The organism is Tsukamurella spumae, assembly GCF_012396015.1.
GTDB lineage: Bacteria > Actinomycetota > Actinomycetes > Mycobacteriales > Mycobacteriaceae > Tsukamurella > Tsukamurella spumae.
Window position 1 is genome coordinate 17,216 of sequence record NZ_JAAXOQ010000011.1, and the last position, 22,450, is coordinate 39,665.

23 protein-coding genes and 1 tRNA gene are annotated in these 22,450 nt (G+C 71.0%); 14 read left to right on the forward strand and 10 right to left on the reverse strand.

What is annotated here, in order from left to right; genetic code table 11:
* Positions 1-4 precede the first annotated feature (4 nt).
* The 4 genes from HF999_RS09910 to HF999_RS09925 are packed head-to-tail and all read left to right on the forward strand — an operon-like array spanning position 5 to position 4,407.
* The gene (locus HF999_RS09910; protein WP_168545717.1) at positions 5-949 is read left to right on the forward strand and encodes a pseudouridine synthase; all 945 of its coding nucleotides are present in this window, start codon (positions 5-7) and stop codon (positions 947-949) included.
* Positions 943-1,647: a (d)CMP kinase gene (gene cmk, locus HF999_RS09915; protein WP_312854094.1), complete on the forward strand. Its 705-nt coding sequence runs from the start codon at positions 943-945 to the stop codon at positions 1,645-1,647. The genes HF999_RS09910 and cmk overlap by 7 nt, the downstream gene beginning before the upstream one ends.
* Positions 1,644-3,086, forward strand: coding sequence for a ribosome biogenesis GTPase Der (gene der / locus HF999_RS09920; RefSeq protein ID WP_168545718.1), 1,443 nt, complete (start codon positions 1,644-1,646; stop codon positions 3,084-3,086). The genes cmk and der overlap by 4 nt, the downstream gene beginning before the upstream one ends.
* Positions 3,087-3,090: 4 nt before the next feature.
* Entirely contained in the window at positions 3,091-4,407 is a 1,317-nt protein-coding gene (locus tag HF999_RS09925; protein WP_312854084.1) for an MFS transporter, read from the forward strand.
* 49 nt (positions 4,408-4,456) lie between these two features.
* Here the strand turns inward: HF999_RS09925 and HF999_RS09930 are convergent, their stop codons facing one another.
* From HF999_RS09930 to HF999_RS09955, 6 genes are all read right to left on the reverse strand, one after another.
* Positions 4,457-4,822 (reverse strand): GntR family transcriptional regulator, encoded by a 366-nt coding sequence (locus HF999_RS09930; RefSeq protein WP_168545719.1) that lies wholly within the window; start codon positions 4,820-4,822, stop codon positions 4,457-4,459.
* The gene (locus tag HF999_RS09935) at positions 4,819-5,709 is read right to left on the reverse strand and encodes a hypothetical protein (protein ID WP_168545720.1); all 891 of its coding nucleotides are present in this window, start codon (positions 5,707-5,709) and stop codon (positions 4,819-4,821) included. The genes HF999_RS09930 and HF999_RS09935 overlap by 4 nt, the downstream gene beginning before the upstream one ends.
* A gap of 4 nt (positions 5,710-5,713) precedes the next feature.
* Positions 5,714-6,211, reverse strand: coding sequence for a hypothetical protein (locus tag HF999_RS09940; RefSeq protein WP_168545721.1), 498 nt, complete (start codon positions 6,209-6,211; stop codon positions 5,714-5,716).
* A gap of 362 nt (positions 6,212-6,573) precedes the next feature.
* Positions 6,574-7,698, reverse strand: a complete 1,125-nt coding sequence (locus HF999_RS09945) for an MlaD family protein (protein ID WP_168545722.1) — start codon at positions 7,696-7,698, stop codon at positions 6,574-6,576.
* A gap of 11 nt (positions 7,699-7,709) precedes the next feature.
* The gene (locus HF999_RS09950; RefSeq protein ID WP_312854085.1) at positions 7,710-8,975 is read right to left on the reverse strand and encodes a glycosyltransferase 87 family protein; all 1,266 of its coding nucleotides are present in this window, start codon (positions 8,973-8,975) and stop codon (positions 7,710-7,712) included.
* A gap of 21 nt (positions 8,976-8,996) precedes the next feature.
* Positions 8,997-9,785 carry a siderophore-interacting protein gene (locus HF999_RS09955; RefSeq protein WP_168545723.1) on the reverse strand — a complete coding sequence of 263 codons (789 nt, stop codon included), beginning with the start codon at positions 9,783-9,785 and terminating at the stop codon, positions 8,997-8,999.
* Positions 9,786-9,898: 113 nt separating this feature from the next.
* Between HF999_RS09955 and HF999_RS09960 the strand changes: the two genes are divergently transcribed.
* The 4 genes from HF999_RS09960 to HF999_RS09975 all read left to right on the forward strand — a co-directional run bounded on the left by HF999_RS09960 (position 9,899) and on the right by HF999_RS09975 (position 13,421).
* A complete protein-coding gene (locus tag HF999_RS09960) occupies positions 9,899-11,269 on the forward strand; it encodes a DUF2252 domain-containing protein (RefSeq protein WP_168545724.1) in 1,371 nt (456 codons plus the stop codon).
* 68 nt (positions 11,270-11,337) lie between these two features.
* Positions 11,338-11,904 (forward strand): hypothetical protein, encoded by a 567-nt coding sequence (locus HF999_RS09965; RefSeq protein ID WP_168545725.1) that lies wholly within the window; start codon positions 11,338-11,340, stop codon positions 11,902-11,904.
* Complete coding sequence (locus HF999_RS09970) at positions 11,849-12,652, forward strand: DUF1684 domain-containing protein (protein ID WP_168545726.1); 804 nt, start codon at positions 11,849-11,851, stop codon at positions 12,650-12,652. The genes HF999_RS09965 and HF999_RS09970 overlap by 56 nt, the downstream gene beginning before the upstream one ends.
* Before the next feature lie 34 nt (positions 12,653-12,686).
* The gene (locus HF999_RS09975) at positions 12,687-13,421 is read left to right on the forward strand and encodes a tyrosine-protein phosphatase (RefSeq protein ID WP_168545727.1); all 735 of its coding nucleotides are present in this window, start codon (positions 12,687-12,689) and stop codon (positions 13,419-13,421) included.
* Here HF999_RS09975 and HF999_RS09980 read toward each other — a convergent pair.
* Positions 13,418-13,876 carry a hypothetical protein gene (locus HF999_RS09980; protein WP_168545728.1) on the reverse strand — a complete coding sequence of 153 codons (459 nt, stop codon included), beginning with the start codon at positions 13,874-13,876 and terminating at the stop codon, positions 13,418-13,420. The two genes, HF999_RS09975 and HF999_RS09980, sit on opposite strands and share 4 nt — an antisense overlap.
* A gap of 107 nt (positions 13,877-13,983) precedes the next feature.
* On the opposite strand from HF999_RS09980, the gene HF999_RS09985 reads away from it, so the two are divergent.
* From HF999_RS09985 to HF999_RS10000, 4 genes are all read left to right on the forward strand, one after another.
* Positions 13,984-14,057: transfer RNA gene (locus HF999_RS09985), tRNA-Pro, on the forward strand.
* 75 nt (positions 14,058-14,132) lie between these two features.
* Positions 14,133-14,870, forward strand: a complete 738-nt coding sequence (locus HF999_RS09990; protein ID WP_246207569.1) for an NAD(P)H-dependent oxidoreductase — start codon at positions 14,133-14,135, stop codon at positions 14,868-14,870.
* A gap of 105 nt (positions 14,871-14,975) precedes the next feature.
* Entirely contained in the window at positions 14,976-15,416 is a 441-nt protein-coding gene (locus tag HF999_RS09995) for a nitroreductase/quinone reductase family protein (protein WP_168545729.1), read from the forward strand.
* A 74-nt stretch (positions 15,417-15,490) separates the two neighbouring features.
* The gene (locus HF999_RS10000) at positions 15,491-16,102 is read left to right on the forward strand and encodes an LpqN/LpqT family lipoprotein (protein WP_168545730.1); all 612 of its coding nucleotides are present in this window, start codon (positions 15,491-15,493) and stop codon (positions 16,100-16,102) included.
* Here the strand turns inward: HF999_RS10000 and HF999_RS10005 are convergent, their stop codons facing one another.
* Positions 16,103-16,672 (reverse strand): maleylpyruvate isomerase N-terminal domain-containing protein, encoded by a 570-nt coding sequence (locus HF999_RS10005; RefSeq protein ID WP_168545731.1) that lies wholly within the window; start codon positions 16,670-16,672, stop codon positions 16,103-16,105.
* Positions 16,673-16,724: 52 nt separating this feature from the next.
* Between HF999_RS10005 and HF999_RS10010 the strand changes: the two genes are divergently transcribed.
* A complete protein-coding gene (locus HF999_RS10010) occupies positions 16,725-17,558 on the forward strand; it encodes an alpha/beta fold hydrolase (RefSeq protein WP_168545732.1) in 834 nt (277 codons plus the stop codon).
* On the opposite strand, the gene HF999_RS10015 is transcribed toward HF999_RS10010, so the two are convergent.
* Together HF999_RS10015 and HF999_RS22485 are read right to left on the reverse strand one after the other, a co-directional pair.
* Positions 17,521-20,454, reverse strand: coding sequence for an FAD-binding and (Fe-S)-binding domain-containing protein (locus HF999_RS10015; protein ID WP_168545733.1), 2,934 nt, complete (start codon positions 20,452-20,454; stop codon positions 17,521-17,523). The genes HF999_RS10010 and HF999_RS10015 overlap by 38 nt on opposite strands.
* A 16-nt stretch (positions 20,455-20,470) precedes the next feature.
* Complete coding sequence (locus HF999_RS22485; RefSeq protein ID WP_168545734.1) at positions 20,471-20,932, reverse strand: OsmC family protein; 462 nt, start codon at positions 20,930-20,932, stop codon at positions 20,471-20,473.
* Between the two features lie 75 nt (positions 20,933-21,007).
* Here HF999_RS22485 and HF999_RS10025 point away from each other — a divergent pair, with 75 nt between their 5' ends.
* Positions 21,008-22,450 carry a M28 family peptidase gene (locus HF999_RS10025; protein ID WP_312854086.1) on the forward strand — a complete coding sequence of 481 codons (1,443 nt, stop codon included), beginning with the start codon at positions 21,008-21,010 and terminating at the stop codon, positions 22,448-22,450.

The window sequence follows — 22,450 nt, forward strand, 5'->3', positions numbered from 1 at the left end:
GATCATGAACAGACCCGCTCGCCGTGATGGCACACCGGACAGAAACCGAACCAGCGCACCGAAACAGGGTGCCAAGAGGGCCCAGAAGCAGGCCGGGCGCCAGGGTGGCGTACCCCGCCTCTCGAACGCGAAACCCGCACGCACGCAGAACGTCCCCGTGCCGGACCCGGAGGACTACGCACCGTCGGACCCGACCGCCGCGCTCGCGGCACCGGGCGAGCAGATCCGGCTGCAGAAGGTGCTCGCGCAGGCCGGCGTCGCGTCGCGGCGCGTCGCCGAGGACATGATCGCCGATGGCCGCGTCGAGGTCGACGGCGAGATCGTGATCGAACAGGGGCGCCGCGTCGACCCGAACGTCGCGGTGGTCCGTGTCGACGGGGTGCGCGTGCTGGTGAACGAGAACCTCGTGCACCTGGTGCTTAACAAGCCGCGCGGCTGGCAGTCGACGATGAGCGACGACATGGGCCGCCCCTGCGTGGGCGACATCGTCGCCGAGCGCGTCGCCGCGGGGCAGCGACTCTTCCACGTCGGCCGGCTCGACGCCGACACCGAGGGCCTGCTGCTCGTCACCAACGACGGTGAGCTGGCGCACCGCCTCATGCACCCGTCGTACGAGGTGCCCAAGACCTACCTGGCGTGGGTGCACGGCGAGGTGCCGCGCAGCCTCGGGAGCAAGCTGCGGAGCGGCGTGGAGCTCGAGGACGGCCCGGTGCGGGCGGACAAGTTCTCCGTGCTCGAGGCCTCCGAGGGCCGGTCGATGGTGCGCATCGTGCTGCACGAGGGGCGCAAGCACATCGTCCGGCGACTCCTCGCGGAGGTCGGGCATCCCGTCGAGCGGCTGGTGCGCACGCACGTGGGGTCGGTCGCGCTCGGCGATCAGCGCCCGGGCTCGCTGCGCGTGCTCGGCCGGGACGAAGTGGGTTCGCTGTACAAGGCGGTGGGATTGTGACGCTCGTGATCGCGATGGACGGCCCGTCCGGGACGGGCAAGTCGACGGTGGCCCGCCGCATCGCCGAGAACCTCGGCGCGCGGTACCTGGACACCGGCGCCATGTACCGCGCCGCGACGGTGTGGGCCCTGGACCAGGAGCTCGATCTGACGGATCCGGCGGCCATCGCCGCCGGCACCGCCGACCTGCCGCTCGCGATGGGCTGCGACCCGCTGTCCGAGCAGGTCGAGCTCGACGAGATCTCGGTCACGCGCCGGATCCGCGAGGACGACGTGACCGCGGCGGTCTCCGCGGTCTCCGCCGTGCCCGAGGTGCGGGAGCAGTTGGTGGACTACCAGCGGGCGATCGCGGCGGACGACGAGACGCCGATCGTGGTGGAGGGGCGCGACATCGGCACCGTCGTCTTCCCCGACGCACCGGTGAAGATCTACCTGACCGCATCCGCGGAGGCGCGCGCGCAGCGCCGCCACGCGCAGAACCTGGAGCTGGGCCTGCCCAGCGACTACGAGGCGGTGCTCGCCTCGGTGCAGCGCCGCGACGGGCTGGACTCGACGCGGAAGGTCTCGCCCCTGCGGCCGGCCGAGGACGCGATCGAACTGGACTCGTCGGACATGAACCTGGAGGAGACCGTCGCGGCGGTGGCCGAGTTGGCCGACCGCGCGCTGGCCGCCTCCCGCGAGAAGGAGGTCACGCGATGAGTGACAACGAGTTCGAGTACGCCGGCTCTGATGCCGCCGACGGCACCTGGGACGACGAGGGCGACTTCGCCGACTACGAGGGCGATTTCGCCGATCTCGAGGCGGAGGCCGCCGAGGCGGCGGCGAAGCTGCCGACGGTCGCGATCGTGGGCCGCCCGAACGTCGGCAAGTCGACGCTGGTGAACCGCATCCTGGGCCGCCGTGAGGCGGTGGTCGAGGACATCCCCGGCGTCACCCGCGACCGGATCAGCTACGAGGCCAACTGGGCCGGCCGCCGGTTCCTCGTGCAGGACACCGGCGGGTGGGAGCCCGACGCCAAGGGCATGCAGCAGTCGATCGCGCAGCAGGCCGAGGTCGCGATGCGCACCGCCGACGCGGTCGTCGTGGTCGTGGACGCGACCGTCGGCGCCACCGCGACCGATGAGGCTGTCGCCCGCGTGCTGCGCCGGTCGAAGACCCCGGTCATCCTCGCCGCGAACAAGGTCGACGATCAGCGCACCGAGGCCGAGGCCGCATCGCTGTGGTCGATGGGTCTCGGTGAGCCGCACACGATCTCCGCGGCGCACGGCCGCGGTACCGGTGACCTGCTCGACGTGATCCTCGAGGCCCTGCCCGAGACGCCCCGCGAGGGCACCGGTGGCACCGGACCGCGCCGCATCGCGTTGATCGGCAAGCCGAACGTGGGCAAGAGCTCGCTGCTCAACAAGCTCACGGGCGAGAACCGCTCGGTCGTCGACAACGTCGCGGGCACCACCGTCGACCCCGTGGACTCGCTCGTCGAGCTCGGCGGCAAGACGTGGAAGGTCATCGACACCGCGGGCCTGCGCAAGAAGGTCAACCAGGCCAGCGGCCACGAGTTCTACGCGTCGCTGCGCACCAAGGGCGCGATCGAGGCCGCCGAGGTCGCGATCGTGCTCATCGACGCCTCGCAGCCGATCACCGAGCAGGACCTGCGGGTGCTGTCGATGGTGATCGAGTCCGGCCGCGCGCTGGTGATCGCCTACAACAAGTGGGACCTGGTCGACGAGGACCGGCGCTACCAGCTGGAGAAGGAGATCGACCGGGAACTCGTGCAGATCCCGTGGGCGCTGCGCGTCAACATCTCCGCGCAGACCGGCCGCGCGCTGCAGAAGCTGGTCCCGGCGATCGAGACCTCGCTGGAATCGTGGGACAAGCGCATCCCGACGGGCCGCCTGAACAACTGGCTGCGCGAGGTCATGGCCGCGACCCCGCCGCCCCTGCGCGGCGGCAAGCTGCCCAAGGTGCTGTTCGCGACGCAGGCGGCCACCCGCCCGCCGACCTTCGTGCTGTTCAGCTCGGGCTTCCTCGAGGCGGGGTACCGCCGGTTCCTCGAGCGTCGCCTCCGGGAGGAGTTCGGCTTCGAGGGGTCGCCCGTGCGGGTGAACGTCCGGGTGCGCGAGAAGCGCGCGAAGAAGTAGCACCGTGACCGCCGGGGTGGAGGTACCGACCGCACCCGTGCCGCGCCGCCAGGTGGTGGCGTGGTGCACCTGGGACTGGGGGAGCGCCGCGTTCAACGCGGTGATGACCACGTTCATCTTCACCGTGTACCTCACCGGCACGGTCGGGAAGGATCTGCCGGGGCCGATCAGCGCCACCAGCTGGTTGTCGTGGGCGATGGCCGCGGCCGGCCTGTTCGTGGCGGTGCTCGCGCCCGTGCTCGGCGGTCGGTCCGATGCGGCGGGACGGCGGAGATTCTCGCTCGCGGTGTGGAGCGCCGTGGTCACGGTGTGCACCGCCGGCTGCTTCTTCGTGCGCGACGAGAACCAGTACCTGTGGCTGGGCCTGCTTCTGCTGGCCGTGGGCACCGTCGCCTTCGAGCTGGCGAACGTGCCCTACTACGCGATGCTGCGGCAGGTTTCGACCCCCGAGACCATCGGACGCGTCTCCGGAATCGGCTGGGCCTGTGGGTATTTCGGCGGCATCGTGCTGTTGCTGCTCTGCAACTTCGGCTTCATCGCCGGTGATGGCCCGACGCGCGGCTTCCTCGACCTTTCCACCGAGGGCGGGCTGAACATCCGACTGGTGGCGGTGTTCGCGGCGGTCTGGTTCGGCGTGTGCGCACTGCCGGTCCTGTTCGTCGTCCCCGAACTCCCGCCCGACGGGACGGCGCACCGTCGGGGGATCGTGGGCGCGTACCGCGAGCTCTTCGCGACGATCGGATCGCTGTGGCGCGAGGACCGCAACGTGGTGTGGTTCCTGGTGTCGTCGGCGGTGTTCCGCGACGGTCTTGCGGCGACCTTCACCTTCGGCGCGGTGCTCGCGCACTCCGTCTACGGGATGAGCGCGTCGACGGTGCTGCTCTTCGGTGTGGCGGCGAACGTGGTGGCCGCGCTCGGCGCGGTGATCGCCGGGCGGTTCGACGACCGGATCGGCCCGAAGCCGGTGATCGTCGCGTGCCTCGTCGGCATGCTGGTCGCGGGGACGGTGCTGTTGTTCGTCCGCGGTGAGACGATGTTCTGGATCTTCGGCCTGATGCTCACTGTGTTCGTGGGCCCGGCGCAGTCCTCCGCCCGGTCGATGCTGGCGCGGATGACGGTGCCCGGGCGGGAGGGACAGATGTTCGGGCTCTACCAGACCACCGGGCGCGCCGCGTCCTTCCTCGGCCCGGCACTGTTCGGCCTGTTCGTGTGGGCCTTCGGCACCGACCGCGCCGGTATCGGCGGCATCATCGTGGTGCTGGCACTGGGGCTGCTGCTGCTCCTGCGTGTCCGTCCCACTCGCGATCGCGCGTTGGCCTGACCTCGTCTTTCCGCTCGCTCTCGGATTCTGTCCGATTAGGACACGACGGTCAGCGGTGGACGGCGTCGATCGCCTGTTGTTGCGTGAAGCCCAGCTCCATCGCAGCAGCGAGGTAGTCCCGGGCCAAGCGCTCCAGGGACTCCGTCGGCGGCGCGACGGTGGCCGTGGGCGGCGTGAGCACATGCGTCCCGCGTCCGCGCCGGGACTCCACCCAGCCCTGCGCCTCCAGGTCGCGGTACGCCCGCCCGACGGTGCCCACCGCCACGTCCAGATCCCGGGCCAGCTGCCGCAGCGGGGGCAGCCGGTCTCCCGGGTGGAGGCCGCCCGATGCGATGACCCCGGCGATCTGCCGACGGATCTGCTCGTACGGGGGCAACGGATCGTCCGCGCGCACCACGATGGCTGGGCCGGTCATGCCGCGCCTCGCCGACCCAGCGTGGGAAGCAAGAACGCAACGAGAGCCCATGTACCGAGAAGTGCGCCCGCCAGCACAGCCGCAGGGAAGCAGACCCGCCCGATCGCCCACCAGCCGGAATCGTCCGGCGCGGACGCGACACGGAAAGCCGCCTGGCTCAGAGAGAGTCCGAGGATCACGAGGAGGAGAGAGGTGATCATTGCGGTTGCTGCGACAGCTCGCGTGGAGATGCTCATCCGGAGAGCGCGATCAGCTCCGGGCTGGTCCAATGCACCCCATCTCTGTGCCCCCACGAGTGTCAAAGCGGCGATGACGACCGATGTCATCAGAGTCAGCACGAGCGGTCCTGAATAGAAGGCCCCTGCGAACGGGCTGTACGTGCTTCGACTTCCCTCGGCAGTGGTGTATTCGAAGGCTCTGAACTCGCCGGATCCGCTGTCGACAGAGGCTGTTCGACAGGCGATCACTCCGATCGTGACCGCGAGGACGGCGCCGGCGCCGGTCATCGTGGCAAGAAGTCGGGGTGCGCTGTCGTACGCGCGGCGGGTGCCCAGTGACGCGACTCGAGTGCCACTGTTCGATCTGACGGCGGTACCGATGATCACCGTGGTGGCCAGGACACCGAGCTGGAGGACCGTGAGGAACACCGGACCGGCGAGTAGCACGCCCCGCCCGAGTCGATCGGTGGCGAAGACCCAGGTCGTGGCGAGAATCGCGACTCCGAAGGAGATTGCCAGGGCACTCGCACTCCACCGTGAGGCGCGGCGTGATTCGTCGGTCGGCGGAAGTACACCTTGCGTTCGGGAGAGAGTGACGATGAGCCTGATGATCACAATGGTCGTGACGACCAGGAATGCGGGGACGGCGAGGATCAGTAGAGGAGCCACCTGATCAGCGCTCCTGCGTATCGGTGTGCCACAGCGTGCGACTGTCGGCGAGACTGGCGCCTGACCTGAACCGGGCGGCGTCAAAGGGTTTCGTGACCAGGCGGATCGACGAATCGGGGTTCTCGACGTGGATCTCGTCAACGGCTGAGCTCAGTACGCTACTCGCGGCGATTGACTTGGCGACTGCGGTCGCCGCATCCCGGGTCTGGTCCGGTGTGGCACCGGGAGAACACAAACGTAGAGACACCGTGAGTCGGCCTGCATTGTCCGTGACCGTGCCCAGACCGGTGCTGAAGCGCGGCCGGATCGTGGAGAGCTGGGCGGCAGAAGCCTGCACGGCTTCACCGAGGCCGTGCTCCGACGTGGCCGATCCCTCGCACGCCGGAAGTGATCCACTCGCGGTTGCGCTCTCGCCTGTCGTCACGGTCGTGTTGGTGCTGCATGCTGCGGTGGACGCCGGGACTGTGATGGCCGCCGCGACGGCGATGAGGGAGCGACGCATTTTGACTCCTTGTATCGGGTGTTTGATACAAGGAGTTGATCACGAACCGCTACAATGTGTCAACTGTTTAGAACAATGTGGCCGCGCGTCCAGGTCGTGGCCGGTGCCGAGTGGGGGACGGCCAGGCCCGCACGGCGCGCCGTGGGGGAGTCGGCGTTCAGGGAGGGGGAAGTGGCGTCTGGTGGGGGATTCGGCGTCGCGTGGGGGACGGCGGAGCCCACACGAGAAGCGCGGCGTCCGATGGGGGAATGAACGCAGGAGGCGCGGTTCGGCGCCGCGCGGGGGACGACGGTGGCGCGTGGGGGACGACGTGGCCCGCCGTCGCTGCAGCTGGGGCGGCGACGGTCGGCTGTGTGCCGGGGTCAGCGGGGAGTGGCGGGGGTTGTCGTCGACGGGGCGGGCTTCGCCGGCGCCGCGGGCGCGGCCGGTGCGGGCTTGGCGGGAGCGGGCGGGACATCGGTGCCGGGAGGGAGCACTGCGGCGATGGCCGGGAGTTCCACGGACAGGCGCAGATTGAGCACGGGGCCGTTCGGGGTGTTCGGCATCGCCTTGCGGACATCGTCCATGAGCGTTCCGAGCTGGATGCCCACGCCGGTGGCGCTGCCACCCGGGAACGCCGCGAGGATCGGCCGCATCAGGCTCACCAGCATCGGCGACGCGGTCTTGAGGCCCTGGATGGCGTCGGGGGTGAGGATGGCTTCGAGGGCGGCGGTGAGTCCGTAGCGCTCGTTGTTGATCTGGTCGAGCATCGCCATGACGCGCTTCGAGTCGCCGTTGTGCAGGGGCTTGAAGTCGAGCGTCGAGCGGAAGGTGGGGATCATCGCGCCGATGGCGGGATCCGCGGCCTTGATCGCCGCCACCGCGGTGGGGAAGGTCGACGCGGTCGAGAGCCGCTGGGTGTCCTGCATCGCCTGCGCCACGCTTCCCAGCGCTGTGAGCAGTGGCAGCATCGCCTTCGAGGATGCGTCGACGTTCATCAGGATCTGGCCCATCCGCGGCCGCAGCGCGTCGTTGTTGACATCGCCGATCGTCGCGATCATGTTCGAGACGGTGCTGTCCGTGATCTGCTTGGTCGGGGCCAGCTGGGCACCGTCGCGCAGGGCCCCGCCGCCGTCGTGCGGGGTGAGGATCACCTCGGAGACGCCGAACAGGTTGCCGGCGGAGAACGCCGCCTCGACGTTGTTGGTCAGGCTGCGGCCCTGCGGCCCGTCGAGCCGCAGGGTGACACCCTGCTGCGCGTTGCCGAGGGCGGTGACGGAGGTGACGGTGCCGACCTCGACACCCTGGATCCGGACCTTCGCGCCCTCGGTGATCCCGGCGGCCACCGTCGGCGTGCGCAGGGTGAAGGTGAATGCGTCATCCGGCCGGAGGGCTTGCACGCCCCACACCGCGACCGCGATGAGTGCGATGCACGCGGTGAAGGCGATTCCGCGTCGCCGCAGTTGGGCGGAGGACGGGGAGAAGCCCGGCACCGGATTGAGGTCCACGGGTAGACAAATTATCCGGTGTTGTCTGAAATCCCCGCTCCGCGACGTGCTTTTGTGCTGACTGTCACCGGGGTGTCGTCGGTGTGACGGCACACACTCCAGACGCCTGCGGCGAGGACGGCGACGGTGAACAGCACGTACGCGCTGCCGATGATCTGTTGCCACCACGCCCATGCCAACTCGCGGTCGGAGCGGCTCGGCAGCAGCCAGTGCGGTCCGACGTAGAACAACACGGCACCCAGGGCGACGGTTCGGCCCAACGCGGGCCCCCGCGCACCGTCGGCGATGGCGAGGACGCCGAGCAGCAGTGCCGGTGCCACCCAGACCCAATGATGCGACCAGCTCACCGGCGAGATCAGCAGCACCGCAGCGGCGTTGACCATCAGGGCGACGGGCAGCGCGCCGTCGGAGAGCAGGCGGTGCATCCACACGGCGGCCAGTGCCACGGCGACCAGCGACAGTGCCAGCCACAGGGCCGTCGAGATCCCCTTGTCGAACCCGAGGCGGAACACCAGGCCCTTGATCGACTGGTTGCCGGCGAAGTACGGCGGTCCGATCCGACTGGTCTCCTTGAGGGTGTGGAACCAGTACTGGCGCGACTCGTCGGGCATCACGGCCCACGCCAGCGCGACCGAGCCGGCGGCCCCGGCGATGCTGGTCGCGAGCGCGCGCCAGTCGCGGTGCAGCAGGAACAGGAGCAGGAAGCCGGCCGGCGTCAGCTTGATGGAGATCGCGATGCCGATCAGCAGTCCGCGCGGCCAGCGCGGGTTCCGGGTCAGCACGTCGGCGGCGATCGCGGCCATGAGCAGCGCGTTGACCTGGCCGAAGCCGAGCGTCTCGCGCACGGGTTCCAGGTACTCGGCGAGCGCCGTCCCGGCGAGCACGATCGCCAGCCGGGTGCCCCGGTCCATCGCGGGCCGCACGCGGGCGAGCACCAGCCACAGCGTGAGCCCGATGGCGCCCAGCGACAGCGCGAACATCACGGCCCCGGCGGCTCCCTCGGGGAGCATCGCGAGCGGGGCGAAGGCGATCGCGGCGAGCGGCGGGTAGGTGAACGGGAGCGCGATGTCACCGATGGGCGGCAGCTGCCCGTACAGGGCGCCGCCGTCGAGCCAGGTGCGCGCCCCCAGCCGGTAGACGAGGAGGTCGAGGAACCCGTGCCAGGTGTTCAGTGCCAATCCGAGCGCCGTCGCGATCGCCAGCAGGGCCGCAGCTGCGGCGACCCGGCGGCGCGGGGTGGATATCGCGGATGACAGACGATGCAGCGGGCTCGGCACCGAGCCAGGGTAGCCCGCGGATCAGTCGATCTGGCCGATGGGCTGGCGTTTCTCCGCCTGGAAGGCGTCCTCGGCGCGCCCGCGGGCCCAGTATCCCGAGATCGAGATGCGCTCGCGCGGCACTTCGAGCTCGCGCAGGACCTTGCGGATCGCCTTGATCGATTCGCGCTCGCCGTGCGCGAAGACGTGCGCGCTCGTCCGGTCGGTCGGCCAATCGGCGACGGCGACCTGCCGGGCGAGGAACTCGGTGTCGGCCACGTCGGGATTGACCGTCCAGCGCACGTCCACGCCCGCGGGCGCGCGCAGATCGACGCGGTCGCCGTCGGCCTCGATCTCGATGATCGTGGCGCCGCGGGCATCGTCCGGCAGGGCCTCCAGCGCCGCCGCGATCGCCGGCACGGCCGACAGGTCGCCGGTGAGCAGGTGCCAGGCGGCGTCGTGGTCGGGGGAGTAGGCGCCGCCCGGGCCCATCAGGCGCATCGTGTCGCCGGGCTGCGCGCGCTGTGCCCACGGCCCGGCCAGCCCCTCATCGCCGTGTACGACGAAGTCGATCGCGATGCGCCGTGCAGCGCGGTCGAAGGAGCGGACGGTGTACGTGCGGGTGGCGTCGCCGAATTGGATCTTGACGTAGGAGTCGGTGGCGGCCAGACCGGGCAGGTCCGGATCGCCGAAGGTCGCGAGGGCCTCGCCCTCGGCGTGGACGCGGACGAGGTGGCTCCCGACGGGCTCGGTGCGTACGATCGTGAGCTCGTGGACGGGGCGCTGGCGGCGGGCGGGTGCGGTGCGGTTATCGGTTTCAGCATGAGTCACGTCCTCCACCGTACGCCTCGATTCTTAGGGTGTCCTTATTCGGTGGAGCGTCGGCGGACGGACGGCGCGGACCGCGCCCTCGACCGGGCTCCACGCGACTACGATCGTTGACCATGACGGCACGTGCGGCGAATGGCAAGGATCTGCGCAAGACGGTCTCTCGAGCGTCGCAGTCGGCGTTCACCCCGGACGATCGCGATCCGGTTGCGATCATCCGGGAGCAGAACAGCAAGCGGATTCAGGAGCTGGTCCCGGTGCGGATCGCGCGCATGGTGCACTCGCCGTTCGCGTTCTTCCGCGGTGGCGCCGCACTCATGGCGCACGACCTCTCCGATCAGCCGAACACCGGGGTCACGGTGATGAGCTGCGGCGATGCGCACATCTCGAACTTCGGCCTGTTCGCCTCGCCGGAGCGTCGGCAGTTGTTCGATGTCAACGACTTCGACGAGGCGGGCAATGCTCCGTGGGAGTGGGACGTCAAACGCCTCGCGGCCAGCATCATGATCGCGGCGCGCGACAACGGGCAGACCGAGGCGCAGGGGAGCGACGCCGTCGTGGGCGCCGTCGGCGCCTACCGGACGACGCTCGCCCGGCTGACGGGGATGACCGCGCTCGACCGCTACTACGCGTCGGTCGACGTGGACGCGCTCACCGCCCAAGCGGCCGGCGACAAACCGCTGCAGGAACTGATCGAGCAGACGGCGAAGAAGGCCCGCAAGCGCACCTCGGCCCGGATGGTGGAGAAGATCACGGCGACCCGGGAGGACGGCGAGCTGCACATCGTCGCGGACCCGCCCACGCTGGTTCCCGCTCCGGCCAAGCTGATCGAGGGCTTCGACGGCGTTTTCGGCAGTTACCTCGACACCCTCCGGCCCGACGCCGCCGCACTGCTGGGCCAGTTCCGGGTGCTCGACTGGGCGCTGCGGGTGGTCGGCGTGGGTAGCGTCGGTACCCGCTGCTTCATCGTGCTCCTCGGCCGGGACACCCCGGGCGGCACCACTGAGACGCTCTTCCTCCAGGTCAAGGAAGCGACCCAGTCGGTCCTGCAGACCTACGGCAAGCTCGGACCCGCGGTGATGCCGCCCCGGGCACCGTCGAGCGGGGCGCAGGCCTGGCGCGCGATCGCCGGGCAGCAGCAGCTCCAGGCGCAGTCCGATTCCTTCCTCGGTTACACGCCGACGATCGGCGGATACGACTTCTACTGGCGCCAGTTCCGCGACATGAAGGGCTCGATCGCGCCGGAACTGCTCACCGTCCAGCAGTTCGCGCAGTACTGCCAGGGTTGCGCGGTCGTGCTCGCCCGGGCGCACGCCCAGTCTCCGGGCGGCGAGGCGGCATCTGCGTACCTCGGCAAGTCCACGGAGTTCGACGAGGCCATCGCGCAGTTCGCGGGAGCCTATGCCGATCAGAATGAGAAGGACTACGCCGCAGTGCAGGCCGCGGTCAAGGCGGGTGTGCTGCCCTGCGCCGAGGACGGCGTCTGACCCTCTTAGCGCGACCTTGACGGCGCCGGACCTTCCGCCCGCGCCGCGGCCCGCGTAGACCGGTAGGCGTGACTCTGATGGAGGTTCTGCCCTCACTCGCCCGCGCCGGCGTCGCCCGGTCCTTCGACCCCACGATCTGGCCCGACGGCACCGCCATGGACGGCGACGAGGTGCTCATAGCCGGCACCCCGGCGTCGCTGCTGGCGGACGGCGGACCGTCGGGCCACCCCGTGGTGGTCGTGCGGATCGCGCGGCTGGTGCGCTCGGGCCCCGTCGTCCTGTGCGAGGTCGACGGTGCGGTGCCCGCGCACGCCGAGCTCGCCGACGTCGCGTGGCCCGGCGCCCGGCTCGCCGGGGCGCGGATGCGGCAACTGCTGGTCCGCGGGGCCGACGGTGCGCGGCTCGCCGCCCGCGTCGAGGTGCCGGTAGAGGTGCCGGTCGATGCGCTGATCGCGCTCGCACTGCGGATACCGCCGCGAGTCGCGACGCCAGGTCTGCGCGCAGGGTGCGCGGAATGCGATGAGGGTACGGGCCAGTCGCGTTGGACCCAGGGGAAGTTCGACGATCCGAGGAGCAACGATGACCGCCACTACCGCGACACCGGAGTACGCGCAGGCATGGAACGCCTGGCATGAGCACCGCGAGCGCGAGCTCGCGGCGCCGACCGGCTGGCTCTCCATCACGCGGCTCGAACGGCTCGGCCGCGAGCCCGAGCGGTTCGAGGGGATCCCGGGCCGCTGGCACCACGACGGCGTCGCCGCGTACGTGACCGCGGAGCCCGGCGACGACCTCGCGGTCCAGGGCACGCGCCGGTTCGAAACGGGCCCCGTCGCCGCCGGTGAGCTGGTGCGCGCCGGCGATGTCGAGATCGAGGTGGTGCACCGCGGCGACGGGTATCTGATCCGCGTGCGCGACCCGAGCGCCGCGACCGTGCAGGGCTTTCGCGGGGTGCCGGCGTTCGAACCGGACCCCGCGTGGGTGCTGACCGGTCGGTTCGAGCCCTACGCCGCACCGCGGTCGATCACCGTCGGGGCGGTCGCGGAGGGGCTCGAGCACGTCTACCTGGCCCCGGGCGAGGTGGTGCTCGAGCACGGGGGCGTCGAGCACCGCCTGATCGCCTTCAACGGCAAGGCCGGCGGGCTGCAGGTGCTGTTCACCGACGAGACCTCGGGGGTGTCGACCTATGCCGCGAACCGCAGCGTGTCGATCCCGCTGGACGCGGGCGAGGTCCTCCGGGGCGGGCCGGTGACCGTCGACCTGAACCGCGCGGTGAACCTGCCGTGCGCGTTCATCGACTTCGCCACCTGCCCCCTGCCGCCGGCGGGCAACCGACTTCCCTTCGCGGTGACGGCGGGGGAGAAGATCCCGTACGAGCGGCACTGACCGCCCGGTCCGACTGTTCGATTACGCTCGGTGTGTGGACAATTTCCGCGATGTTGCAGGACCGCACGGATACGCGGCCGAGGGTGGACGCATGCGGCGAGGGGTGCTGTACCGCTCCAATGCCCTCGACGCCGCGTCGATCGACGCTGGGAGGCTCGCGGCGGCGGGCCTGACGGGAGTGTTCGACCTGCGGATGACGGTCGAGGTCACGCCGAAACCCGACGTGGTGCCCGACGGTGCGCGGTACGTCCGGTTCAACGTGATCGGCGACGAGGTCGAGCTCGGTGCCCTGGACCCCAAGTCGCTCAAGGATGCCGACGGTGCCCGGGGCATGCTGACCGATGTCTACCGGATGTTCGTCACCGAGGCCAACGCCCGGGTCCAGTTCGCCGGTCTGGTGCGAGCGATCTCCGACGATCCCGGCGCGCAGGTCTTCCACTGCACCGCGGGCAAGGACCGGACGGGTTGGGCCGCGGCGATCGTGCAGCGACTGATCGGGATGTCCGCGGACGACGTGATGGCCGACTACCTCCTCACGAACCACTACTCCGCGGCGACCATCGACAAGATCGCGAACGCGGCGGCGGCCGAACGCGGCCCGGAGATCGGCGCGGCCGCGCGGGTACTCGCCGGCGTGTTCCCCGAGGCGCTCGAGGCCGCCTTCGCCGAGGCGGCGACGCAGTACGGCGGGTTCGACGGATACGTGCGCGACGGCCTGGGCCTGGACGACGGTGTCGTCGGGCGGCTGCGCGCGAAGCTGGTGGCCTAGCCCGTCTTCGTGCCCCGCGTGGAGAAGCGGCCGTCGTCCTGCTTGAACCCGACGGAGTCGATGGAGCACTCGAGGCCGCCGTCGCGCAGCGATGTGCAGGAAGCGCTGTGCACGGACAGCCGCGCCCCCTCGGGCAGGGTGCGGGGGCGGTCCTGCGAGGTCATCCGCTCCAGATAGCGCCAGCCGCGCGCGGTGATCTCGATCGCCTCGGGCCGTACGCTGCGTCCCTTGACGGTGATCCTCGTGCCCGCGGGGGCCGACACGCCGCACCGGACGGTCGTGGGATCGGCGGAGACGGTGCACATGCGCTTGCTGCCGTCGTAGCGGTAGGCGAAGGCGTAGTCGCCGCCGTCGGTGCGGTACCGGTCCGCATCGATGGCGGGTTCCGCGAGAGCGGGCGTCGCGACGGCGACGGACGCCACGACCGCCGCCAGCACGAGTAGTCCACGCCTCATGCGGTCGACTGTAGCGCGGATTCACGGGCCGTCGGGGGTGCAGTGCTGGCGATTTCTTGTCCGAGTGACGCATAGGGTACTCTCTGACAGCACGCATGAGCGGGCCACGGGCTGTGGCGCAGCTTGGTAGCGCACTTGACTGGGGGTCAAGTGGTCGCAGGTTCAAATCCTGTCAGCCCGACCGAGAAGTCCCGAGACACACGGTGTCTCGGGACTCTTCTATTTCCGCGGTCGATGGAATCGGTCGGCGATCCGGATGGTTGCTCCGGACATGGGCGATGACGCGCACAAGCACGCACACTGGGTCTACGCGCATCCGCGGGCGGAGTCGCTGAATGCGGCACTGCGGGACGCGGGCGTCGAACGGCTGCGGCGGGACGGCTGGTCCGTCGACGTCGCGGACCTCTACGCCGAGCGCTTCGATCCGGTCCTCGTCGAGGAGGGCGGTGCCGACGTGCGGGACGCTCAGCGGCGACTCGTCGCCGCTGACCTCGTGGTGCTGCAGTTCCCGCTGTGGTGGTACGGCCCGCCCGCGATGCTCAAGGGCTGGATCGATCGGGTCTTCGAGCGCGGTTTCGCCTACGACGTGCCCGATCCCGCCACGGGGCGCAACCGCAAGTACGGCGACGGCGGCCTCGCCGGGCGCCGCGCTCTGGCCGTCGTCACCGCGGGCGACAGGCCCGGCTCCATCTCGCCGCGCGGGATCAGTGGCGACGTCGAGGACGTCTTCTGGCCACTTCTGCACGGCACGTTCTGGTACACGGGGATGCAGACGCTCGTGCCGCACCTCGTCACCGACGTGCACGGCGTCGATGCCGACGGTGTCCGGCGGCTCGGCGAGGAACTGGCGGAACGGCTCGGCACCGTCGGGGCCGAGGAACCGATCCCGTACCTGCCGATGACCGACGAGTACTACGACCACTCGATCGCGCTGCACCCTCACGTCTCGCCGGGGTTGACCGGTGGCGCCGCTCATCGACTGCGGCAGGCCTGACCGAGCCACCGGCGCGCGGCGATCCGGATGGTGTGTCCCGACATGGGCGACGACGCGCTCGAGCACACACGAGCGCCGGGCCGCACGACCCGGCACAATGACGGCATGAGTCTTTCCGACAAGGTCACCGAGATGGGCGCGTGGGGGCTGGAGAACGGGCACCGAGCCCTGCTCGCCGTCACCGGCGGGCGGTTCCCGAAGCGCGTGCTGGGCATGCAGACGCTGGAGCTGCACACGATCGGCCGCTCGTCCGGCCGGCGTCGCTCGACGATGCTCACGGCACCGCTGTTCTCGGCCGACCGGGTCGTCGTCGTGGCCTCCAAGGGCGGGCACTCCGATAACCCGGATTGGTTCAAGAACCTGGCTGCGAACCCGGACGTCGAGATCACCGTCGACGAGGTGACCACGCCGTGGACGGCGAAGGCGGCCACCACGGAGGAGAAGGCGGACCTGTGGCCGCAGATCGTCAAGTCCTACCGCGGCTACGACGGCTATCAGAAGCGCACCGATCGCGACATCCCTGTCGTGATCTGCACCCCGCGCTGAGGTGACCGCTGCCCGGCGACCGGTGCCGAACGGGCGATATTGATCATCGCGAAGCGGGGTGCTACCGTCCGTATATGACTGATCTGAATGCTCGCTTCAAGATCGCGACGATCGCCGGTACGGTGGGCCTCGCGCTCACGGTGAGCGCGACGGCCGGCACGCTGCTCGCTCCTGCGGCCTCGGCGGCGCCGGGCTGTGCGGTGAGCACCGCGCAGCTCGTCACCGTGCCCTCCCGCGCGGCGACGGAGCCGATCGTTCAGCTGCCCAAGCCCGCCGGGTGGGAGCGCTTCGACACCGCCGGCCGCGACATTAGGCTCGCGCTGGTCAACCGTTCGCTCATCGCGGATGAGTTCGCGCCCGTTGCCGTCGTCACCGTCGACAAGAGCGACAGCGCGAACGCGAAGGCGGCGGTCGACCGGGCGGTCGGGGCGATCCGCTCCTCCTTCGGGACGAAGTCGGTGCGCACCGGCACGGTGTGCGGTTTCCCCAGCGCCACCGTCGATTACGACTTCACCAGCAGTGCGGAGCCGAAGCCGCACCCTGCGACCCTCGTCGCGGTCGGCGTCCCGTCCAGTGCGGGCGTGCACACCGTGACCCTGACGCTGATGACCTCGCGCGGCGACGCACCCGCGTACCGTGCCGCCCGGAACACTATGGTGTCCGGCCTGCAGATCCAGGCGCGCTGATCAGGCGCCGAACGCCGGGTCCCGGCCGATGAAGGCCATGAGGGCGGTCGCCTCGTCAGTGCCGTCCGGCACCGGGATCGGAGCACCGAACTGACCCGACTGCTGCAGCATCGGGCCCATCGACTCCAAACCGCCGTGCAGGGTCTTCGCGAACGCCGGGTCCAGGTCGGGGGTGATCCCGTTGGAGCGGGCCAGATCCCACGTGTGCATGAACACGTCCGCGGTGTAGAACTGGTCAATCAGCCCGTCGAGCGGCCGGTCGCCGAACATCTGTGTGGTCACGATCCGCGAGGCGTCCGGTGCGTCGAGCAGGGCCTGCACCGCCTCCGTGAGCTGTCCGAAGGCCGCGGCGGGCACCGCCGCGTCGGACGGCGCACCCGGCAGCTCCACGCCGGTCATCGCGAGGAAGCCGGGAAGCCACTCGACGAGGTGGCCCACGACCTCCCCTGCCTTCCACTCGGGGACGGGTGTCTGAGCGTCCCAGTCGGTGATCGCGTCGGCGACGCCGGCGAAGGTCGCGGCGACGGCGCGGTGCCGCTCGGCGGGGGACAGGGTGCTGAGTTCGGTCATGGCGTCACTGTCGCACGCTCCACCGACACGCGCGTGGCCTAGCGTGAGATCCGTGACCGAACACCTGAGCATTCCCACCGCCGCGGGCTCCTTCGACGCCATCGCCGCCGGTCCGGAGGACGGCCGCCCCGTGCTCCTCCTGCACGGATTCCCCGAGGCGTCGATCGAATGGCGCTTTTCGGTCGCGGCGCTGGGGGAGCGCGGATTCCGTGCCGTCGCACCCGACCAGCGCGGCTACTCGCCGGACGTGCGGCCCGAGCGCCCCGCGGAGTACGGCATCACCTCGCTCATCGCCGACGTGATCGCGATCGCCGATGCTCTGGCCTGGGAGCGGTTCGACCTGGTGGGCCACGACTGGGGCGGCGCCGTCGCCTGGTGGACCGCGGCCGAACATCCGGACCGGTTGCGCTCTCTCACCGTTGTCTCCACGCCGCACCCGGCGGCCCTGGCTGCGGCCATGCGGACCGACGAGGACCAGGCGAACCGTTCGCGGTACATGACCGAGTGGCGCAACACGCCCGCAACCGAGAAGGCCATGCTCGCCGACGACGCCCGGGCGCTGCGGCAGGTGTTCGGGCGGGACGTGCCCCGCGACGCCGTCGACGAGTACGTGCAGCGCCTGCAGGAACCGGGCGCGATGACGGCGGCACTGAACTGGTACCGAGCCGGGCGCCCGCCCGCGGCGATCGGCCCCGTCGAGACCCCCGCGCTCTACGTCTGGTCCACCGAGGACGCCGCGTTCGGCGATGTCGCGGCCTTCGGGACGCGCGAGCATTGCACCGGGCCGTACCGGTTCGAAATGCTCGAGGACGTCTCGCACTGGGCGCCTGAGCAGGCGCCCGAGGCGATCACGACGCTGATCCTCGAGCACCTCGACGCGACCTGACCCCGGGCGGGCCCGGATCGAGCAGTTCCGCGAGGTGCGAGCCCGGCCCCGACAGCCCGAGCTGCGTGACCTGCATGGCGCAGGAGAAGCCGTCGGTGACGACGACGGCACCGTCGGGCGCGGCGCGCAGGGCCGGCGCGAGGGCCTGCTCCGCCACCTGCATGCTGACCGCGAAGTGCTCGCGTTCGAACCCGAAGTTGCCCGCGACGCCGCAGCATCCGGTCGCGTCGCGCGGCGTCGTGCCGGCGGCGGCGAGCACCCGGTGGTGGGCACCGGCGCCGAAGACGGCGTACTCGTGGCAGTGCGTCTGCAGCACCACCTCGTCCGGCAGCGGCGCGGCGGGCACGGGGCGCCATCCGGTAGCGAGCATCGCGTCGGTGTAGGAGGCGACGGTGTGCACGCGCGCGGCGACGCGGCGGGCGCGGTCGGTGGGAACGAGCTCCGGCAGGTCCTTGCGCAGCGCGGCAGCGCAACTCGGCTCCACGACGACGATCGGGTCGTCGGTGCCGTCGTCGAGCGCGTCCGCCGCGCGGGCGAGGAGCGTGCGCGCGGTGTCCAGCTGGCCGGTGGAGATCCAGGTCAGGCCGCAGCAGGCGGCGGCCGTGCAGTCCACACGCCGGCCCGCGTCCACGAGGACCCGCGCAGTCGCGCCGGCGGCCCCGGGGCGCAGGCCCCGCGTGAAGGTGTCGGCGAACAGGACCACGCGCGGACCGTCGGGCGGCACGGGCCGCGCGGCGAGCGCCGCACGCACCGCGCGCCGCCACTCCCGGCGGGAGGCGAACCGCGGCAACCGCCGGTCCGGGGCGACGCCGCCGAGCCTGCGCGCGACCCGGGCGAAGGGCGTGCGCAGCGCCGCGTTGACCACGGGCGCGGCGAATCCGGTCAGCTTCAGCCACAACGGAAGCCGACCCATCGAGTAGTGCGAGAGCGGCCGCAGTCGCCCCGCGTAGTAGTGGGAGAGGAACTCCGCCTTGTAGGTCGCCATGTCGACGCCGGTCGGGCAGTCGGTCGAGCACGCCTTGCAGGACAGGCACAGGTCCAGGGCTTCGCGCGCCTCCTCCGACCGCCAGCCCCGATCGACCGACGGTGCGCCGCGCACCATCTCCTGCAACACCCGCGCGCGCCCGCGGGTGGAGTCGGTCTCGTCGCCGGTGACGCGGTAGCTCGGGCACATCACCCCGCCCGCGTCCGAGCGGCACTTGCCGACGCCGATGCACCGCTGCAGGCTCGCCGCCCACGGGTCGGACAGCGCGAAGCGGGTGGGCCAACCGCGGTCCGGCACGCCCGCCAGCGCGAGGTCCGCGTCGATCGGCGCCGGATCGGTGATCGACGACGGGTTGAGCAGGCCCGTGGGGTCGAAGATCCGACGGAAGGCGGTGAACGCGGCGAGCATCGCCGGCGAGTACATCACCGGCAGGAACTCGGACCGGGCGCGGCCGTCGCCGTGCTCGCCGGACAGCGAACCACCGTGCCGCACCACGAGTTCCGCGGCGGCGGCGGTGAACCGGCGGAACACCGCCCGTCCCTCGTCCGAGCGCAGGTCGTAGGTGATCCGGATGTGCATGCAGCCCGCGCCGAAGTGCCCGTACATCACGCCGTCGAGGCCGTGCTCGGCGAGCAGATCGCGGAAGTCGGCGAGGTAGTCGGCGAGCCGCTCGGGGGCCACCGCGGAGTCCTCCCATCCCGGCCACGACTCCTGCCCCGACGCCAGGCGCGAGGACAGCCCGGCGCCCTCCTCCCGGACCCGCCAGAGCGACGCCCGCTCGGCCGGGTCGGGCACCGTGCGGCCGTCCACCAGCCGCCCTGCTGCGCGCAGCTCGGCGAGGAGTTCCTGCGCCCGCGCGGCGACGGTGCCCGAGTCGTCGCCGTCGAGATCCACGTAGAGCCAGGCGGCGCCCTCGGGCAGCGCGGCGACCGAATCGGCCCCACGGCGGGTGCGCATCGTCGTGACGATGGCGTCGTCGACGCCCTCCACCGCCGCGGGGGAGAAGGCGAGGATCGTCTCGATGTCGCGCGCCGCCTCCACGACGTCCCGGTAGCCCAGGCAGACCAGCAGCGCGCTCGCCGGGCGCGGTACGAGGCGGACCCTGGCGCGGACGACGACCACACAGGTGCCCTCCGAGCCGACCAGCGCGCGGGCGACGTCGAATCCGCGCTCCGGCAGCAGATGATCGAGGTGGTACCCGGACACCTGGCGGGGGATCGTGCTCAGCTCCAGCCGGAATCGCGCGAGGTTCTCGGCGGCGAGGGCCCTGAGCCGCTCGTTCAGCGCCTCGGCGCGCGTCGCGGCGTGCCCGTCGGACGGGTCGGTCGCGCGCAGCCCGCCGGGGCCCGCGGTGAGCCGCGCACCGTCGGCGGTGACCAGGTCGAGCTCGAGCACGTGATCGGACATCCGCCCGTACCGCACCGAGTGGTTGCCGCAGGCGTCGTTGCCGGCCGCGCCACCCACCGTCGCCCGGGTCCGCGACGAGGGGTCCGGCGCGAAGGTTCTCCGGCCGCCCGTCCGCTCCTCGACGGTGCGGGTCAGGACGGAGAGGACGACGCCGGGGTCGACGTCGGCGACGCCGCCGGCCTCGTCGATCGTGTGGATCCGGTTCATGTGCCGGGAGAAGTCGAGCACGAGTCCGGCGCCGATCGCGTTACCCGCCATCGACGTTCCGCCGCCCCGCCCGATGACGGGGACCCGGAGCTCCGCGCACGCGCGGACCGCCGCGACCACATCGTCGACGGTGCGCGGGAACGCCACCGCGACGGGTTCGACCCGGTAGTTGGACGCGTCGTACGCGTACTGCGCGCGGCGCAGCGCAGAGGTCTCGACGGCGATTCCGGCGGCGGCGAGACGACGTGCGAGCTCGGCCCCGGCGGGGTCGTTGGCGGTGGATCGTGTCTCGGCCATACCCGGGACGGTATCGCTACCCGGTCACGATCCGCGGGGAGTGCGTCACGGGGCAGCTCAGGCTGGCGGCGATGTAGCACTGCTCGCCCGCCTCGTGGTGCAGCGCGAGCGCCAGGTCCGCATCGGCGCCGGGCGCCAGCACCACCCGCGGAGCGAGCCGGATCTCGGTGAACCGGCCTCCGGCACCGGAGGTTTCGACCATCGTGCCGACCGCGGTGTCGGTGTATTCGACGATCGTGACGCCGCGCAGCGCGCACAGTGCGAGGTAGGAGAGCATGTGACAGTTCGCGGCCGCCGCCACGAGCAGCTGCTCCGGGTTCCACAGCGCGGGATCGCCGAGGAAGTGCGGGTCGGCGGACGCGGCGATCGACGTCGTCGCCGCGGAGCTGAGCAGGTGCTCGCGCGGATAGGTGCGGTAGTCGGCGGTCCCGCCCGGCGCCGACCACTCGACCTCGACCGGATAAGTGTGCGTGTTCACGCCGCAATCCTCCGCCCATGTGTGTGTAATGGGGTCATGTTGCACAAGCGAAGGAAATCCACCACTGTCCGGGTCGTGTCCGCACTGGCCGCCGTGAGTCTCGTGGCCGCCGGGTGCGGCACCTCCGGCGACGATGCCGCGTCGACGAGCGCCGCGAGCGGTGCGAACACGTCGAAGGCGGCACCGAGCAGCGCCCGCCAGGCCCCCGCGGGCACGGCCGACGACGCCGGCGCCACCGAGAAGGCCAAGGCGCTCGCAGACGCCGTGACCCTCGACGGTGCGGTCAAGCACCTCGAGGCCTTCCAGGACATCGCGAACCGCAACGGCGGTAACCGCGCGTTGGGGACGCCCGGCTACGAGCAGAGCGTCGAGTACGCGGAGAAGGTGCTCCGGGACGCGGGCTACAACCCGGTCCGGCAGGAGTTCACCCAGGCCAGCTGGAGCGCCACCAAGGTCGAGGTCCAGTCCGCGGGGGCGCCGGTGAAGGCGGCGGCCCTGCAGTACTCGGGCGCCACCGACGGCACCCTCACCGCCAAGGCCGTCGTCACCGGCAACCTCGGCTGCACCGCGGAGGACCTGCAGAAGGTCACGCCCGGGTCCATCGCCGTGGTGCAGCGCGGGAAGTGCCAGTTCGGTGAGAAGTACAAGGCCGCCGCGGCGACGGGGGCGAAAGCCCTCATCATCACCAACAACGCCGACGGCGACTGGAAGGGCGGCACGCTCGGCCTCGACGACGGTGCCTCCATCCCCGTCGTGGGGGTCGCGCAGAACGCGGCGATCGTCGACGGGCAGGAGCTCGTCCTGACCGTCGACGCGAAGACCGAGAAGGCCAAGACCTGGAACGTCCTCGCGGAGACCGCGAAGGGCGACGCCGGCAACGTCCAGATGGTCGGTGCGCACCTCGACGGTGTCCCCGAGGGCCCCGGCATCAACGACAACGGCTCGGGCTCGGCAGCCGTGCTGGAGACCGCCGTCAAGCTCGGCGTGAACGCCGACGTCAAGAACAAGGTCCGGTTCGCCCTGTGGGGCGCCGAGGAGGAGGGCCTCGTCGGTTCCGAGCACTACGTGACCTCCCTGAGCCCGGACGAGGCGTCGAAGATCAAGCGCTACCTCAACTTCGACATGCTCGGCTCGCCCAACGGCGGCTACTTCACCTTCGACGGTGACGGTTCCTCCAAGCTCGAGGGCGGCGCGGGCCCGGCCGGCTCCGGCGTCATCGAACAGGTCTTCCGGAACTACTTCGCGTGGCGGAACGTCCACGTCGAGGCCTCGGCCTTCGACGGCCGCTCGGACTACGGGCCCTTCAAGGAGGTGGGCATCGCGTCCGGCGGCATGGACACCGGCGCCGACGGCAAGAAGACCGAGGACCAGCAGCGGCAGTGGGGCGGCACCGTCGGGGACATCTACGACCCGAACTACCACAGCGCCCGCGACACCCTGGAGAACGTGAACCGCGACATGTACCGCGTGTCCATCGGATCGGTGGCGTTCTCCACGGCGTACTTCGCGGCGCTCTGA

Bases quoted from the DNA above. Each gene is read 5' to 3' on its own strand.
- HF999_RS09910 (WP_168545717.1), top strand. From the start codon at position 5: ATGAACAGACCCGCTCGCCGTGATGGCACACCGGACAGAAACCGAACC.
- der (WP_168545718.1), top strand. From the start codon at position 1,644: ATGAGTGACAACGAGTTCGAGTACGCCGGCTCTGATGCCGCCGACGGC.
- HF999_RS09930 (WP_168545719.1), bottom strand. From the start codon at position 4,822: ATGACCGGCCCAGCCATCGTGGTGCGCGCGGACGATCCGTTGCCCCCG.
- HF999_RS09940 (WP_168545721.1), bottom strand. From the start codon at position 6,211: ATGCGTCGCTCCCTCATCGCCGTCGCGGCGGCCATCACAGTCCCGGCG.
- HF999_RS09960 (WP_168545724.1), top strand. From the start codon at position 9,899: ATGACGGCACGTGCGGCGAATGGCAAGGATCTGCGCAAGACGGTCTCT.
- HF999_RS09970 (WP_168545726.1), top strand. From the start codon at position 11,849: ATGACCGCCACTACCGCGACACCGGAGTACGCGCAGGCATGGAACGCC.
- HF999_RS09980 (WP_168545728.1), bottom strand. From the start codon at position 13,876: ATGAGGCGTGGACTACTCGTGCTGGCGGCGGTCGTGGCGTCCGTCGCC.
- HF999_RS09990 (WP_246207569.1), top strand. From the start codon at position 14,133: ATGGTTGCTCCGGACATGGGCGATGACGCGCACAAGCACGCACACTGG.
- HF999_RS09995 (WP_168545729.1), top strand. From the start codon at position 14,976: ATGAGTCTTTCCGACAAGGTCACCGAGATGGGCGCGTGGGGGCTGGAG.
- HF999_RS10000 (WP_168545730.1), top strand. From the start codon at position 15,491: ATGACTGATCTGAATGCTCGCTTCAAGATCGCGACGATCGCCGGTACG.
- HF999_RS10005 (WP_168545731.1), bottom strand. From the start codon at position 16,672: ATGACCGAACTCAGCACCCTGTCCCCCGCCGAGCGGCACCGCGCCGTC.
- HF999_RS10015 (WP_168545733.1), bottom strand. From the start codon at position 20,454: ATGGCCGAGACACGATCCACCGCCAACGACCCCGCCGGGGCCGAGCTC.